Below are 15,044 nucleotides of genomic sequence, written 5' to 3'. Positions count from 1 at the left end.
GATCAGGCCTGAGCCATCGCAGATTGCGCGGCGGCCATGTCCATCCACATCACTTCCCAGATGTGACCGTCGGGATCCTCGTAGCTGCGGCCATACATGAAGCCGAAATCCTGCGTGGGTGTTGGATCGGCGCTGCCGCCCGCACCCACGGCCTTCTTCACGAGACCATCGACTTCGTCGCGGCTGTCGGCGGAGACGCAGATGAGCACTTCGCTCGATGTCTTCGCGTCGACGATCTTCTTCGAGGTGAACTGGCGATATTTGTCGTGCGTCAGCAGCATCGCGTGAATGGTGTCGGAGAACACCATGCAGGCGGCGGTATCGTCGGAGAATTGCGGGTTTTTGGTCGCGCCGACCGCTTCATAGAAGGCGACCGCGCGGGGCAGGTCGGTGACGGGCAGGTTGACGAAGATCATTTTGCTCATCGGATGGCTCCTGTGGGTACGCTCTGGGTGTTCTCTTTGGTGACTGTCCCGCATAGGACGCGTGGGCCCGCCGCGATCCGACATCACCGACAAAATTTTCTCAGTTATTTTTGCAGGCGGAATTTCTTGTCCGCGGCGATCAATATGTCAGCCGGGCGATCTCCGCGTGCAGACGGAATGTCGCATGGCTCATCCTGATTGCGAATTGCGGCGGCGGTGAAATCATCGTTGATTGCCAAAGACGCAAGATGCGTTCGCAGTCGGTTCGAAACATGTCCTTTTCCTGGGTTTGTTCCGGGCTAGACTGAACGACAATAAAAATACAGCCGGTCCGGGCATCACCCCCGGAATCGCAGAGGGAGAAATACATGTTGCAACGCAATCGCTTTGCCTTGTCCGCTGCTGTCGCGCTCGCCGCGGCTGCCACCATGTTCGGTGGTGCAGTCCAGGCGCAGGACTATCCGACCAAGCCGATCACACTGATCGTGCCATGGCCCGCCGGTGGCTCCACCGACATCTCGATGCGCGCGATTGCAGACGCCGCGTCGAAGCATCTCGGCCAGCCCATCGCCATCGACAACAAGGGCGGCGGTGGCGGCACGGTCGGCCCGGCCACCATGGCCGCCGCCGCGAAGCCGGATGGCTACACCATCTCGCAGATCCCGATCACCGTGTTCCGGCTGCCGCTGATGCAGGAAGTCTCGTGGAATCCGGACAAGGATTTCAGCTACATCATCCATCTCACTGGCTACACCTTCGGCATCACCACCAATGCGGAATCGCAGTTCAAGACCTGGAAGGACGTGGTCGATTTCGCCAAGGCCAATCCCGGCAAGGTGACTTACGCGACGCCGGGCACCGGCACCTCGCTACATGTCGGCATGGAGCAGATCGCGGCACTGGCCGGAATCAAGCTCACGCAGGTGCCGTTCAAGGGCGGTGCTGAAACCAACGCCGCGGTGCTCGGCAATCACACCATGCTGCAGGCGGATTCCACCGGCTGGCGGCCGCTGGTCGATGCCGGCAAGCTGCGTCTGTTGATGGTGTGGACCGACAAGCGGTCGCCGAATTTCCCGGATGCGCCAACGCTGAAGGAGAGCGGCTATCCGATGGTCTATGACTCGCCGTTCGGCATCGCCGGGCCAAAGGGCATGGATCCGAAGATCGTCGCCAAGCTGCATGACGCCTTCAAGAAAGCCATCGAGGATCCCGCCGTCATCGCGACGCTGGCGAAATACGACATGGTGCCGAACTACAAGAACACCGAGGACTACAAGAAATTCGTTGTCGAGGTCACCAATTCCGAGCGCAAGGTGATCGAGGGAATCGGGTTGGGCAAGAAGCCGAATTGATCGTCGAATAGCGACGTCAGGCGCATGCGATGGGGTCCATCGCATGCGCCTTCATTTCATGTCGATGTCCCGGGACAGAAACGATGACTGACCAAACCCGCCCGCCATTCCGGCTCAACAATTCAGAACTCTGGACCGGCGTGCTCGGCATTGCGCTTGGCGTGTTCGTCATTCGCTCCGGCCTCAAGCTGAAGCTCGGCACCATCAACGATCCCGGCTCCGGCTTCATGCTGTTCTATATCGGCCTGCTGATGTGCGCTTTCGCGCTCACCATCATTCTCGCTTCGGTAACCGAAGGCGGACCGACCTTTGGCTCGCGATGGGAAGGTGCGAGCTGGGGCAAGCCGGGCGCGATCATCGTCATCCTCTCGGCCTATGCTTTCGCGCTCGAGCCACTGGGCTTCCTGATCTCGACCATCCCGCTGATGCTGGTGTTGTTGCGCGTGATCGATCCCGTGCGCTGGACGCTGGCGATCCCGCTCGCGGTGCTGGCGCCTGTTGGTGTGTGGTGGGTGCTGAAACGCGGCCTGCTGATCCAATTGCCTTCGGGCATGTTTGAAATCGGCTGACGGGAAACACAGATCATGGATGTTCTCGTCAATGTCATGCACGGCTTCGGCGTCGCGCTGCAGCCCGTCAATATTCTCTACTGCTTCATCGGCGTCTTCATCGGCACCCTGGTCGGCGTGCTGCCGGGCATCGGGCCGATCTCGGCGATGTCGCTGCTGCTGCCGGTGACTTTGTCCGGCACGCCGGAGTCCGGCATCATCATGATGGCCGGCATCTATTACGGCTCGATGTATGGCGGTTCGACCACGTCGATCCTGGTCAACATTCCCGGCGAGGCGGCATCCGTCGTCACCTGTATCGACGGCCATCAGATGGCGAAGCAGGGCCGTGCCGGTCCGGCGCTCGGCATCTCCGCGCTTGGCTCCTTCATCGCCGGCACGTTCGCGCTGGTGATGCTGATGCTGGTGGCGCCGTCACTCGCCTCGGTCGCCATTGCCTTCGGTCCCGCCGAATATGCCAGCCTGATGGTGCTCGGCCTCGTGGTGCTGACCTTCCTGACACAAGGCTCGATGGCCAAGGCGCTGCTAATGGCCTGTATCGGCATCGTGCTTGGCCTCATCGGCCTCGACAGTATCACGGCACAGCCGCGGCTGACCTTCGGCCGGATCGAGCTGATCGATGGCATCGGTCTGGTGCCCGTGGTGATGGGTCTGTTCGGGCTCGGTGAGGTGCTGCTGAACACCGAGCAGGTGATCAAGCGCGACATCATCAATGCCAAGATCACGCAGCTCCTGCCCAACAAGGAAGACTGGAAGGCCAGCGCCGGGCCGATCGGGCGCGGCACCATCCTCGGCTTCTTCCTCGGCATCCTGCCGGGCGGCGGTGCCGTGGTCGCGTCCTTCGCGTCCTATGCGCTGGAGAAGCGGCTGTCGAAACATCCGGAACGTTTCGGTCATGGCGCCATCGAAGGCGTTGCCGGACCTGAAGCGGCGAACAACGCGGCAGCAGGCGGTGCCTTCATTCCGCTGATGACCCTCGGCATCCCACCGAATGTGGTGATGGCGCTGCTGCTCGGCGCTTTCGTCATTCACGGGTTGCAACCCGGCCCGCTGCTGATCACGCAGAACCCCGAACTGTTCTGGGGCATCGTTGCCAGCATGTATATCGGCAACCTCATGCTGCTGGTGCTGAACCTGCCGCTGATTGGCATGTGGGTGAAGCTGCTGAAGCTGCCTTATAATGTGTTGTTCCCGCTGATCATCCTGTTCACGATCATTGGTGTCTATTGCAGCAGCAACAATGTGTTCGACGTCTATGTCATGATCGGCTTCGGCGTGATCGGCTACTTCATGCGCAAGTTCGGCTATGAGCCCGCGCCGCTGGTGCTGGCCTTTGTGCTTGGTCCGCTGCTGGAGAACAATCTGCGCAAATCACTGATCCTGTCGCAAGGCAATCTCATGACCTTCATCGAGCGGCCGATCTCGGCGGCGTGTCTTGCGCTGGCAGTGGTGCTGCTGATCGCGCCGCTGTTACCTGCACTGCGCAAGAAGCGCGAGATGGTCGCGCTCGACGAGGGCGCGTAGCCGGGAGGCATTTGTCATGGACACTGAACTGGCCAGGACATTCCTTGCAGTTGTGAGCGCCGGCAATTTCGTGACCGCGGCGGAGAAGCTGCATGTCACACAGTCCACGGTCAGCGCGCGCATTCAGACACTGGAGCAGTTGCTGCGCGTGACGCTGTTCGTTCGCAACAAGGCCGGTGCGACGCTGACGCCGGCAGGCCGCCAGTTTCAGAAACACGCGTCCACGCTGGTGCGAACGGTGGAACATGCGCGGCAGGATGTCGGAATTGCGAAAGGCTTCAGCGGGACGCTGACCGTCGGCGGTCGCATCGGTCTGTGGGAGGAGCATCTGCTGCACTGGTTGCCGCTGATGCGCGCGAAGCATCCGGATATCGCGATCCGCGCCGAGAGCGCTCTCGAAGCCGAATTGATGCAGGGCCTCGTCGAAGGCAGGATCGATATCGGCGTGATGTATACGCCGCAGAGCCGGCCTGGCCTCAAGGTCGAGCAGTTGTTCGATGAACAGCTCATTCTGGTCTCGACCAGCACGCACAGTGCGCCGGAGCCGCAGTCGGGTTACGTCTATATCGACTGGGGCCCGGAATTCTACGCACGCCACATGGCGCTGTTTCCGGATTTCGCCGGGCCATCGCTCACCGCCAATATCGGCTGGCTCGGGCTGCAGCATGTGCTGGAGAATGGCGGCTCCGGATATTTCCCGCGCCGCATCGTTGCACCCCAGCTGAAGGCTGGGCGGCTGCATGCCGTCGCCGATGCGCCGGAATTTTCGATGCCAGCCTATGTCGTCTATCCCGGCGATCGCGACGATGCGATCATCGCCGAAGCAGTCGCACTCATGCATCGCCTCGCGCGTGACGCGGCCAACAAAAAGCCCGCGCCTGCAGGGCAGGCGAGGGCGCCGAAACGTCCGGCAACGCGGACGTGATGCGGGGCTGAGGCGCGCCTAGGTGCCGGACGGATATCCCGATGTCGCAACGATCGCCGCGATCTGATCGGCGCTATGCCGGGAACGCTTGGTGGCTGTCAGGCGTGCGATGATCGCCGCAGCAAAGGCGAACAGCGCGAGAGCGACCGATACGTCGGGGTGGATGATCGTTTTCATGGTCGGCTCCTGCATCATCGAGGGGCGGCATCGCTCCTCGGGTTCCTTCGAGCGTAGGACTGCCATGAATTTTGACAAACGAATATTATTGGCGATTGAAATCGAATTTGTCGATTTTAAATCGACCCGAGCCGAATGACGTCGCAATTGTCGGAACGTGGATCGTATCGGCAGCCTGTTGCGGCCTGCATGGCAACGGCATCGTCACACGATGAGGGCCACGCCTGAGAACAGCAGCAGGACGAGAATGGTGCGTCGGAATGTGGCGTCCTGCACGTTGCGGAATGCAAAGATTCCGAGGCAGACGCCCGCGGCCAGGGCGGGAAGGCTGTAAGCGAATTCGCTGACGATATTCGGCGACAATTGCTGCCGGGACAACATCAGGACGAGCGAGAAGATCTGCATCACGGCGATGAACGGCTGTACGAGGCCGCGCTGTTGCGCTTTCGGCACGCCGTTCAGGTCGCACCAGATGGTTGGCAGGGCTCCGGGCATCGCCGTCAGTCCGCCGACGAGGCCGCCGCCGAAACCGATCATGACATTTCGATTTCGAGTCATCCGGTTCAGATGCGTGAGTGGCGGCCGGAGCAGCATATATGCGGCATAGATCGCGATCAGTGCGCCAAAGCCTTCCTTGAGAATGCGCGCATCGGCGGTCTGTAGCAGCCAGATAGCAAGCGGTGCACCGAGAACACCGCCAATGACAAGCGTCAGGCTCTCCTTCCAGGCAATGCTGTCGCGGAGGGCCCAAAGATTCGTTGCCTGAACGGCGACGCTGCAGGCCATCATCAATGGAACGGCCTCGATCGGTGGCAGGATATGCAGCAGGAGAGCGCCCGCAACGGCCGAGAATGCGAAGCCGGCCAGACCGGACACGAATGCTCCCAGGAATACGGCGGCGCTGAGAATGATGAATGTAGATGAGGTCATTCCTAGCCCAGCCCCTTGCCTAACGCGCCATCCGGATATGGCAATGGTGATGCGACGACGGCCGGATTCGCGACGAACGGAAGGGTCCTGCGCGGCAGGAGCGTCTTGCGCAGGAGGCGGTGGGTCCAATCGCCGTCGCTACGTTCGATGGCATAGCCAAGCGAGCAAGCGAGTTTGCGGATGCGATCGTTCGTGCCGAAGATCGTGCCGTACAGTTCCTGCGCGCCTCGCTGGGCCGCCAGTGCCTCCACCCTCGCTAGCAATGCACGACCGATGCCGCATCCCTGCACGGCGTCGTCTACCGATAGGGCGACTTCCGCGGTGGCGGCGCATACGGCCTCACCGACGATGTGATGCGATTTCTCCGATTGCGTCGTGGCAATCACGCAGAAGAAGGCGCTGCCGGTACCGCCGATGATGCGATCGATGTGGCTGATGGATTGATCGGCCACATTTCCGAGGAAGCGATTGTAGCGCGAGGGTTTCGACAGCGCTCTGAAGTAGCATTGCAATGGGGCAGCGTCGCTCGGACGTGCCAGTCGCAGGTTGATCGCGTGATTGGTCATGTTGCTCCGGAACGAATGCGATTGCGGTGATGGCGTTGAGCGACCTGTTTAGGTCGCGCCGCTATCGCAATGCGTCCGCCGATCGGAGGAGATCTCTGCAAGAAGGATGTGGCCATGTGCGCGCAGCCGTCAGCGCCGCGCATGAGTGAGCTTGCGTGTGGAAAACCGAATATCGCGATAAGCGATGAGACCGAACGGGCCGTCGACGTGATCGCCAGCGCGCTCGTTGCAGTGAGACAAGGCAGCCGCGCCGAACGCATGCGATGGGATGCAATTGATTCAATGCGAGGATGAACAACGCGCGCTCGACAAATATCAGCCGCAGATTCGTCCGATTAAAGATTCACGCTCCGGCGAAATGAGTTGGGGGCTGCATCATGGCGTTTGTCGGACCTGAATTTCCCATCAATTCCACCACCGCCAATGATCAGGCGGGCGCAACCCAAACGCTGTTGTCCGACGGACGTATTCTTGTCACATGGACTGCGACCGATGTCGGCGGTCATCAGCCGCATACAATTCAGGGCCACTATTTGTCGGCGGACGGTACGCCTCAAGGACCTGATTTTCAGATCACGATCGACCGTAGCGGGGATCCGGGAGCGCCTTCGGTCACGGCGCTTTCCGACGGCCGCGCCTTTGTCGCATGGCAGTCCTATATCGCCGCCGACAATGTCACCGAAGTTCGCGGCACCCTCATCGATGCGGAGGGGCATCCCGTTGCCGATATGGTGGTCAATTCATCGACGGCAATTTCGCCGCAGATGCCTTCCGTCACGACGCTTGCTGATGGCCAGATCTTGCTGACCTACGTGTCCGCAGACGGCGGGGATCCGAAATATCTTGGCGACATCCGCGGGAGGATCCTCCACGACGACGGGACCGTTGCTGTCGACGATTTCACCGTGAATACGACCACCTGGGGTACGCAATATGATCCGAAGGTAACGGCGCTGCCCGACGGGCGGGCGTTCGTCACATGGAGGTCGTACGATCCCGACGAGGGGCGCTACAACGTCTCCGGCCAGTTCGTGAACCCCGATGGCAGCGCGAGTGCGCCAGACTTTCGCATCCTGGCGGGAGCCCAGTTCAATCAAAGCGACGCGTCCACCGCGGTTCTCGCGGATGGACGCATTCTCGTGGCCTGGACCGCGCAGGAACCGGATGGTGACAGCAACATTCATGCGCGCCTGCTGAACCCGGACGGGTCTGTGGTTGTGTCCGATAATATCGTCAATGCGAATTTTGACGGCGGTCAGGATTCCCCGTCGATCGCCGCACTGCCGGATGGCCGCGCCGTGATCATCTGGCACGCCACGGATCCCGTCACCGGCGCCAGTGATCTCTATGGTCGCCTGCTGATTCCCGGCGCTTTTCCGATCGGCAACGATTTCCTCGTTAATTCGACAGGTGGCCTGGCGGAAACCGGACCGCATCTCCTGACATTGTCAGATGGACGTATTCTCGCGACCTGGACTTCGTTTGAGCAGGGACCGGCTGCAGACGACATCCACGGCCGCATCATGTCGTTCAACACGATCACCAATGGTACGCCCGGCGATGACGTGCTCCCCGGCACCGCGGATAACGACATCATTCACGGTGGCGATGGTCGCGATACAATTCATGGCGCGGCGGGAAACGACGTCCTGCATGGCGACGGCGGCAATGACTTTCTCTACGGCGATGCGGGCAATGATTTTCTATTCGGCGGCGATGGCGACGACCGCATGTGGGGCGGTGACGGCAATGACATTTTCGTCGGCGGCAAGGGCGCGGATGCTTTCGCCGGCGCGTCCGGCATCGATACGGTGCGCTACGAGACATCGTCTGCCGGTATTCATGTCGATCTGACACTCGGTACGGGCAGCGGTGGCGATGCGGCCGGTGACAGTTTCAGTTCGATCGAGATCGTCATTGGTAGTCGCTTCGACGACACGTTGATCGGTGACGGTGCCGCCAACACGTTGTCAGGCGGCAGCGGCAAGGACGTTCTGGACGGTCGCGACGGCAATGACGTGCTGGACGGCGGCGAAGGCAACGATGCCCTGACCGGCGCCGCCGGCAATGACATTCTGCACGGCGGCGCCGGTAACGATCAGCTTTGGGGCAATGCGGGTGACGATATCCTCGCCGGCGGCGCAGGTGCCGATATGCTTGCTGGCGGCGCAGGCAACGATACGGCCGATTACAGCACGTCCATTGCCCAGGTGAATATCAATCTCGCAACGGGTGTCATTCAATGGGGAGATGCTGAGGGCGACAAACTCAGTTCGATCGAAAATCTGATCGGGAGCGGGACGATGGACCTGCTGACCGGTGACGCGGCCGACAATCGCATTTCGGGTGGCGGCGGTAACGATCTGATCGATGGCGGCGGCGGAAACGATAGTCTTGATGGCGGCACCGGCAACGATACGCTCACAGGCGGGCTCGGCGCCGACATCTTGACCGGTGGGGCTGGCGCAGACAGTTTTGTATTTAAAGCTATGCAGGACAGTCTGCCCGGAGCTGCCGATCAGATCACCGACTTTTCGTCGAACGCGGCAGACACGGCCGACTGGATCGATCTGTCGGCAATCGATGCCAACAGCAAGGCCGCCGGTGATCAAGCGTTCGCCTTCGTCGGAAGCGCCGCTTTCACACATATTGCCGGCGAATTGCGCTTCGCCGATCATCTTCTTCAAGGCGATGTCGATGGCGATGGTGCGGCCGACTTCGCGGTTCAGGTGAACAGCGCTGTCTTGAAGGCAGGTGACTTCGTCTTGTGATGTCCGCGATGTGAGTGTCGTCGCGCGGCCACCGGCGTCGCGGCCGCTTTCGCGTTACGCTGCGGTCGACGTCCGCGACGTGACGCCCGGCATCAGCTGAAACGGTTGCTCGATCACGATGCTCGGGCAACCCAGCGACGCCGCGACCTGGCTGGTCGAGGCGACCACCGCATGGTCGATCTGCGAGCCGGGGATCTGGGCCACGATCAGCTGCGCGATACAGAGCTGGTTGCAACCGCGCAGGTCGAGATCGACCCGGTAGGCAAACAGCGCATGGACGATATCGCGCCGGTCGCGGATCACGATCAGCCCGTTGTCGCCGCCGTCGGCATCGGTTCGCCGGCGCACGAAATCCAGCCATGTGTCCAGCGTAACGCTGGCATCATGCAGATAGACGAGCGGATAGGCCGCGCGAGCGTCCGCCCAAGTCATTGGTTGCGCCTGATATTCCTCATTCATCGCCGGATTCCCGCATGGCCTGCGAAATTGGCGGGGATGGGCTGGTTCGGCATTGATATGGGTCAAAGCGTCCACGATTGATCCATGTCAAATGGTGTAGAGTGATTTTCAAGACCTGCCACATATGACCAAACCGAAGATGGACAGTGCCATGACCTTCGCGGAACCAGCGGCCGAGACCTGTGCCGGAGAGCGCGACTGCAAGCACGGCCGCAGCACCAATGGCTGCGACGATTGCAAGGTGCGCCTGTTCAGCGTCTGCGGCGCATTGGAACCGGCGGAACTCGACGAGCTCGATCGCCTCAGCCAGGTCAAGAATTTCCCGGCCAAGGCCATGCTGTTCGATCAGGGCGCGCTGGCCGGTAGCGTGTTCAACGTGACCGAAGGCATCGTCCGGCTCTACAAGTCGCTACCCGATGGCCGTCGCCAGATCGTTGGCTTTGCGCTGCCCGGTGACTTCCTCGGACTTGCGCTGATGGACCGCTACGGCGTCGCCGCCGAGGCCGTGACGTCGGTGCGCGTCTGCCGTTTCTCCCGCGCCCAGTTTCTCAGCTATGTCGATGGCAAGCCGCACCTGCTGCGCCGCCTGCATGAATTTGCCGGCCATGAGCTCAGCCTTGCGCAGGACCAGATGCTGCTGCTCGGCCGTCGCACAGCCGATGAGAAGGTCGCCGCCTTCCTGCTGAACCTGCAGGCGCGCTATGGCCGCATCGGCGCGATGTCGGTGAACGTGCCGCTGCCCATGAGCCGCCAGGACATCGCCGACTATCTCGGCCTGACCATCGAAACCGTCAGCCGCACGCTGACCAAGCTCGCCAAGGAAAAGACCGTGCTGGTGGTGCCCGATGGCGTGCGGCTGCTGTCCACCGACCGGCTGGATCAGCTCGCCGCGGCGTAATGCGGCGCTGCATTTTGATGCAGCTCAAGGAGAGCGTGTCCTGCCGCGCTCACAACTCTTCTCCGTTACTCAAGGAGAAGAGATATGCCTTTCGACAGTATGCTGGTCGCCGCCGCCGTGGTCACGATGTTCGTCTGCTTCGCCCTGCCGCTGGCCTGGGTCTCGCGCCGAACCTTCGGGCAGTCCTGAGCCCTTCGGCAGCCTGCCGATGCCCCTCATAACCGGCTGATTTGTCCTCCAAAACATGCCATGAGTCCTGACCCCCGCGACGGTTGCGCCGCGTCTGGGCTCTTGGTGTGCGAAGGAGAACAAATGGCTGCTCATGTGAGTCCGCTGGCCGGCAAAACCATCGATCCATCCCTGCTGGTCAACGTGCCTCGGCTGGTGACGGCCTATTTCGCCGGCAAGCCGGATCCGTCCATCCCCGCCCAGCGCGTCGCCTTCGGGACCTCCGGCCATCGCGGCTCCGCGCTCCACAATTCCTTCAACGAGAACCACATCCTCGCGGTCAGCCAGGCGATCTGCGATTACCGCAAGGGTGCCGGCATCGACGGACCGCTGTTCATCGGCATCGACACCCATGCGCTGGCTGAACCGGCGCTGGTCAGCGCGCTGGAAGTCTTCGCCGCCAATGGCGTGCATGTGCGGATCGACCAGGACGACGGTTATACGCCGACGCCGGTGATCTCCCACGCCATCCTCACCTACAACAAGGGCCGCTCGTCTGGTCTGGCCGATGGCGTCGTGGTCACGCCGTCGCACAACCCGCCGGAAGACGGCGGCTTCAAATATAATCCGCCGAACGGTGGCCCGGCCGATACCGACATCACCGGCATCATGGAGAAAGCTGCCAACGGCTTCCTCGAGAACGACATGGCCGGCGTCAAGCGCATCCCGATCGCGCGTGCGCGCAAATCCGAATTCGTGAAGCGCTACGATTTCATCACGCCCTATGTGACCGACCTCGCTGATGTCGTCGACATGGAGGCGATCCGCGCATCAGGCGTCAAGATCGGCATCGATCCGCTCGGCGGCGCCGGCGTGCATTACTGGCAGCCGATCATTGAGCGCTACAAGCTCGATGCGACCATCGTGAATACCGCGATCGATCCGACCTTTCGCTTCATGACGCTGGACTGGGACGGCAAGATCCGCATGGACTGCTCGTCGCCCTATGCGATGGCCAAGCTGATCGGCATGCGCGACAGATTCGACGTCGCTTTCGCCAACGACACCGATGCCGACCGCCACGGCATCGTCACCCGCACCGGCGGCTTGATGAATCCGAACCATTATCTGGCGGCGTCCATCGACTATCTGTTCGCGCATCGCCCGAACTGGCGCAAAGATGCGGCGGTCGGCAAGACCATCGTCTCCAGCGCCATCATCGACCGCGTGGTGAACAAGCTCGGCCGCAAACTGGTCGAGACGCCAGTCGGGTTTAAATGGTTCGTGAATGGCCTCGTCGATGGCTCGTTCGGCTTCGGCGGCGAGGAGAGCGCCGGCGCGTCGTTCCTGCGCAAGGACGGCACGGTGTGGACCACCGACAAGGATGGACTTATTTTGGGCCTGCTCGCCGCCGAGATCACCGCGGTGACGAAGGAAAATCCGAGCCAGCGTTTCGAGAAGCTGACCGCCGAATTCGGTGTGCCTTATTACGAGCGCATCGACGCGGCGGCCACGCCCGAGCAGAAGAACGTGCTGAAGAAGGTCACGCCGGAGCAGATCGGCATGACCGAGCTCGCCGGCGATGCCGTGACCAAGACCGAGAGCAAGGCGGCCGGCAACGACCAGTCCTTCGGTGGCATCAAGGTCTCGACCGCCAATGGCTGGTTCGCCGCGCGTCCGTCGGGCACGGAGGACGTTTACAAGATTTACGCCGAGAGCTTCCGCAGCGCGGATCATCTCAAGCAGATTCAAAGCGACGCGCAGGCGGCGATCTCGAAGGTGTTTGCGAAATAGCCTCACGCGCAACCCCACACTCGTCGTTCCGGGGCGCGCGGCACGCGCGAGCCCGGAACCTCGTGGTGTTTGGCGCGATCAGAGATTCACAGGATGAGGTTCCGGGTTCGCTCGCAAGAGCGAGCGCCCCGGAACGACGAGTATGTTTCTCAATGCCCGCTCGTCCGCCACCGCAGCAGTCGCTGCTCGACCAGCGACATCGCCAGCGCGGTGACATAGCCGATCACGCCGAGCAGGATCACGCCGGCGAATAGATCTGCCGAGCGAAACGCGCGTGCCGAGAGCAGCACCCAGTGGCCGAGGCCGTCGAGCCCCGCGAGAATCTCGCAGACCACCGCCAGGATCAGCGACACGGTCAGGCTGAGCCGCATGCCGGAGATGATATCGGGACTGGCAGATGGCAGAGCTATCTTGAAGATCACCGCGAGGCGCGACATATGCAGCGAGCGCGCGACCTCATAGAGACGCGGCTCTACTGCGCCGAAGCCGTGAACGGTCGCAAGTAGCATCGGCCAGATCGCGCCGAAAGCGATGACAAACAGTGCCATGCCCTGGGTCAGTCCGAACAGAGCGATGGCGACGGGAATGATCGCCGATACGGGTAGTGGCCGCAGGAATTCCAGCGACGGAGCGACATAGCTGCGCATCGCCTTGGACGAGCCGATCATGGCGCCGAGTGCGATGCCGACGACGGATGCGACCAGCCAGCCATAGAACATGTGTTCGAGGGTGCCGATTGTCTTGTCCAGCAACGTGCCATTGCTGAAGCCGCGCATCAGCGCGGCCCATGCGCGATCGGGGCCCGGCAGGAACACCGGCGAGACCAGTTTCAGATTGGCGATCAACTGCCACAGCGCGATCAGGCCTGCAGCCACGGCGAAGCTGGCAAGGCGCCAGAGGGTGAGTGCCCAGTTCATCGGACTTCTCCCGCCAGCGCTGCGGGGCCAAACAGATGCTGCTGCGCTGCCAGCAATCCGGCATTGAGCGCATAGCCGATCAGGCCGATCCACAGCAGATAAGCGAGCATCAGGTCCGGGCGCAATGCTTGCTGCGCAATCATGATTCCGGCGCCGAGCCCGATGGGATTGATCGCGATTTCCACGGTCACCGCGACGATCAGCGCGATGCCGGCGGCGAGGCGGAAGGCGAGAAAGATGCGCGGCAGTGCCGCGGGAATGATGATCTTGCGGACGCGGTCACCTGGCGACAGCCGCAGCGCGCGGGAGACTTCTATCAGCCGTGGCTCGATGCTGCGCACCGCAGCGCGGCTGAGAATGAGGATCGGCCACACACAGGCAAAGGCGACGATCACAATTTCCATGCGATAGCCGAAGCCGAGCGCGATCAGCGCGATTGGTAGCAGCGCGATGGAGGGGATCGGCCTCAGGGATTCGATGGTGACTTCCATCAGCCGATCCAGCGGCTGGAAGATACCGAGTGCAATTCCGAGGAATAATCCGATGGCGCCGCCGACCACGAGGCCGGCAAAGGCCGAAGCCAATGTGTCGCGTGTGGCTGACAGGATCGAACCGTCGCCGAACGCCTGAAACAGCGCCAGCACCACGGCGCTCGGCGGTGCCAGCGCGTCGCTGTGGATATCGACGGAGCGCGCCCAGGCTTCCAGCACGATGAGCAGGCTCATCGGAAGGATCGCCGCTTTCAGGCGCTCGGATCTCATGCTTCCGATGCCTTGATGAAGTCGAACAATTCGCGGCGCAGCCGCAGGAATTCCGGGTTCTCGCGCGTGGTCAACTGATCGCGCGGGCGCGGCAGGTTGATCGGAAGATCGATGCCGATGCGGCCGGGATGCGGCAGCAGGCCGACCACGCGGTCGCCGAGATAAATGGCTTCTTCGAGATCGTGGGTGACGAAGATCACCGTGGCCTTGCTGGCATCGAGCAGCGACAGGACCTCGTCCTGCAGACCCTGCCGCGTCATGGCGTCGAGCGCGCCGAACGGCTCGTCCATCAGCAGCGCTTTCGGTTCCTGCGCCAGACATCGCGCGATCTGCAGCCGCTGCTGCATGCCGCCGGACATCTCGGCGGGATATTTCGCGGCGTGATTAGGCAGGCCGACTTTCTTCAGCAACTCGTCGATGCGCGCTGGGCGCTGGGCCTTGGGCATGCCGATGGTTTCCAGCGCCAGCGCGATATTGCCAGCGGCGGTGCGCCATGGCAGCAGCGCTTTGCCGTAATCCTGAAACACGATGGCGACATCGCGCCGCGGCGCGCGCATCGGCTCGCCGTCGAAGCTGACATGTCCGGATGTCGGTTGGTACAGGCCCGCGGCGAGGCGGAGCGCCGTCGTCTTGCCGCAGCCGGAAGCACCGATGATGCAGAGGAACTCGCCGGGCTTCACGTCGAGGCTGACGTTTTCGATAATCGTCTTGCCGCCGAGATCCAGCGTGACATGGGAAAACGCGATCTGCGACTTTTCGAGATCGGCCGACGGGATGTCCTTGCGGAGGGCAATGGATGTCATCTCGC

15 protein-coding genes are annotated in these 15,044 nt (G+C 62.0%); 7 read left to right on the top strand and 8 right to left on the bottom strand.

The window, feature by feature from the left end; translation table 11 throughout:
* Positions 1-2: 2 nt before the first annotated feature.
* Positions 3-425 (bottom strand): VOC family protein, encoded by a 423-nt coding sequence (locus tag AC1DUY_RS06285; RefSeq protein ID WP_093757095.1) that lies wholly within the window; start codon positions 423-425, stop codon positions 3-5.
* A 368-nt stretch (positions 426-793) separates the two neighbouring features.
* Between AC1DUY_RS06285 and AC1DUY_RS06280 the strand changes: the two genes are divergently transcribed.
* The 4 genes from AC1DUY_RS06280 (at position 794) to AC1DUY_RS06265 (ending at position 4,795) form a co-directional block, all read left to right on the top strand.
* On the top strand, positions 794-1,777 hold the full coding sequence (locus AC1DUY_RS06280; protein WP_478113072.1) for a tripartite tricarboxylate transporter substrate binding protein: 984 nt from the start codon (positions 794-796) through the stop codon (positions 1,775-1,777).
* Between the two features lie 83 nt (positions 1,778-1,860).
* A complete protein-coding gene (locus AC1DUY_RS06275; protein ID WP_231079312.1) occupies positions 1,861-2,346 on the top strand; it encodes a tripartite tricarboxylate transporter TctB family protein in 486 nt (161 codons plus the stop codon).
* Positions 2,347-2,361: 15 nt separating this feature from the next.
* Entirely contained in the window at positions 2,362-3,870 is a 1,509-nt protein-coding gene (locus tag AC1DUY_RS06270) for a tripartite tricarboxylate transporter permease (protein WP_478113069.1), read from the top strand.
* Between the two features lie 16 nt (positions 3,871-3,886).
* Entirely contained in the window at positions 3,887-4,795 is a 909-nt protein-coding gene (locus AC1DUY_RS06265) for a LysR family transcriptional regulator (RefSeq protein WP_478113067.1), read from the top strand.
* Between the two features lie 18 nt (positions 4,796-4,813).
* On the opposite strand, the gene AC1DUY_RS06260 is transcribed toward AC1DUY_RS06265, so the two are convergent.
* The 3 genes from AC1DUY_RS06260 to AC1DUY_RS06250 all read right to left on the bottom strand — a co-directional run bounded on the left by AC1DUY_RS06260 (position 4,814) and on the right by AC1DUY_RS06250 (position 6,468).
* On the bottom strand, positions 4,814-4,972 hold the full coding sequence (locus AC1DUY_RS06260) for a hypothetical protein (protein WP_170849580.1): 159 nt from the start codon (positions 4,970-4,972) through the stop codon (positions 4,814-4,816).
* Between the two features lie 204 nt (positions 4,973-5,176).
* Positions 5,177-5,902, bottom strand: a complete 726-nt coding sequence (locus AC1DUY_RS06255; protein WP_478113065.1) for a sulfite exporter TauE/SafE family protein — start codon at positions 5,900-5,902, stop codon at positions 5,177-5,179.
* A 2-nt stretch (positions 5,903-5,904) separates the two neighbouring features.
* A complete protein-coding gene (locus AC1DUY_RS06250; protein WP_478113064.1) occupies positions 5,905-6,468 on the bottom strand; it encodes an N-acetyltransferase family protein in 564 nt (187 codons plus the stop codon).
* A 377-nt stretch (positions 6,469-6,845) separates the two neighbouring features.
* Between AC1DUY_RS06250 and AC1DUY_RS06245 the strand changes: the two genes are divergently transcribed.
* Positions 6,846-9,239, top strand: coding sequence for a calcium-binding protein (locus AC1DUY_RS06245; RefSeq protein WP_478113062.1), 2,394 nt, complete (start codon positions 6,846-6,848; stop codon positions 9,237-9,239).
* 54 nt (positions 9,240-9,293) lie between these two features.
* Here the strand turns inward: AC1DUY_RS06245 and AC1DUY_RS06240 are convergent, their stop codons facing one another.
* The gene (locus tag AC1DUY_RS06240; RefSeq protein WP_478113060.1) at positions 9,294-9,671 is read right to left on the bottom strand and encodes a hypothetical protein; all 378 of its coding nucleotides are present in this window, start codon (positions 9,669-9,671) and stop codon (positions 9,294-9,296) included.
* A gap of 178 nt (positions 9,672-9,849) precedes the next feature.
* On the opposite strand from AC1DUY_RS06240, the gene AC1DUY_RS06235 reads away from it, so the two are divergent.
* Together AC1DUY_RS06235 and pgm are read left to right on the top strand one after the other, a co-directional pair.
* Positions 9,850-10,596: a Crp/Fnr family transcriptional regulator gene (locus tag AC1DUY_RS06235; RefSeq protein WP_120288001.1), complete on the top strand. Its 747-nt coding sequence runs from the start codon at positions 9,850-9,852 to the stop codon at positions 10,594-10,596.
* A gap of 312 nt (positions 10,597-10,908) precedes the next feature.
* Positions 10,909-12,558 (top strand): phosphoglucomutase (alpha-D-glucose-1,6-bisphosphate-dependent), encoded by a 1,650-nt coding sequence (pgm, locus tag AC1DUY_RS06230; protein WP_478113058.1) that lies wholly within the window; start codon positions 10,909-10,911, stop codon positions 12,556-12,558.
* A gap of 149 nt (positions 12,559-12,707) precedes the next feature.
* On the opposite strand, the gene AC1DUY_RS06225 is transcribed toward pgm, so the two are convergent.
* The 3 genes from AC1DUY_RS06225 to AC1DUY_RS06215 are packed head-to-tail and all read right to left on the bottom strand — an operon-like array spanning position 12,708 to position 15,039.
* A complete protein-coding gene (locus AC1DUY_RS06225) occupies positions 12,708-13,475 on the bottom strand; it encodes an ABC transporter permease (protein ID WP_439084055.1) in 768 nt (255 codons plus the stop codon).
* Positions 13,472-14,236 (bottom strand): ABC transporter permease, encoded by a 765-nt coding sequence (locus AC1DUY_RS06220; protein ID WP_478113055.1) that lies wholly within the window; start codon positions 14,234-14,236, stop codon positions 13,472-13,474. The genes AC1DUY_RS06225 and AC1DUY_RS06220 overlap by 4 nt, the downstream gene beginning before the upstream one ends.
* Positions 14,233-15,039, bottom strand: a complete 807-nt coding sequence (locus tag AC1DUY_RS06215) for an ABC transporter ATP-binding protein (RefSeq protein WP_478113053.1) — start codon at positions 15,037-15,039, stop codon at positions 14,233-14,235. The genes AC1DUY_RS06220 and AC1DUY_RS06215 overlap by 4 nt, the downstream gene beginning before the upstream one ends.
* Positions 15,040-15,044 lie beyond the last annotated feature (5 nt).

The organism is Tardiphaga sp. P4_G1 (assembly GCF_056401215.1).
This window is presented reverse-complemented; position numbering and strand designations above follow the sequence as displayed.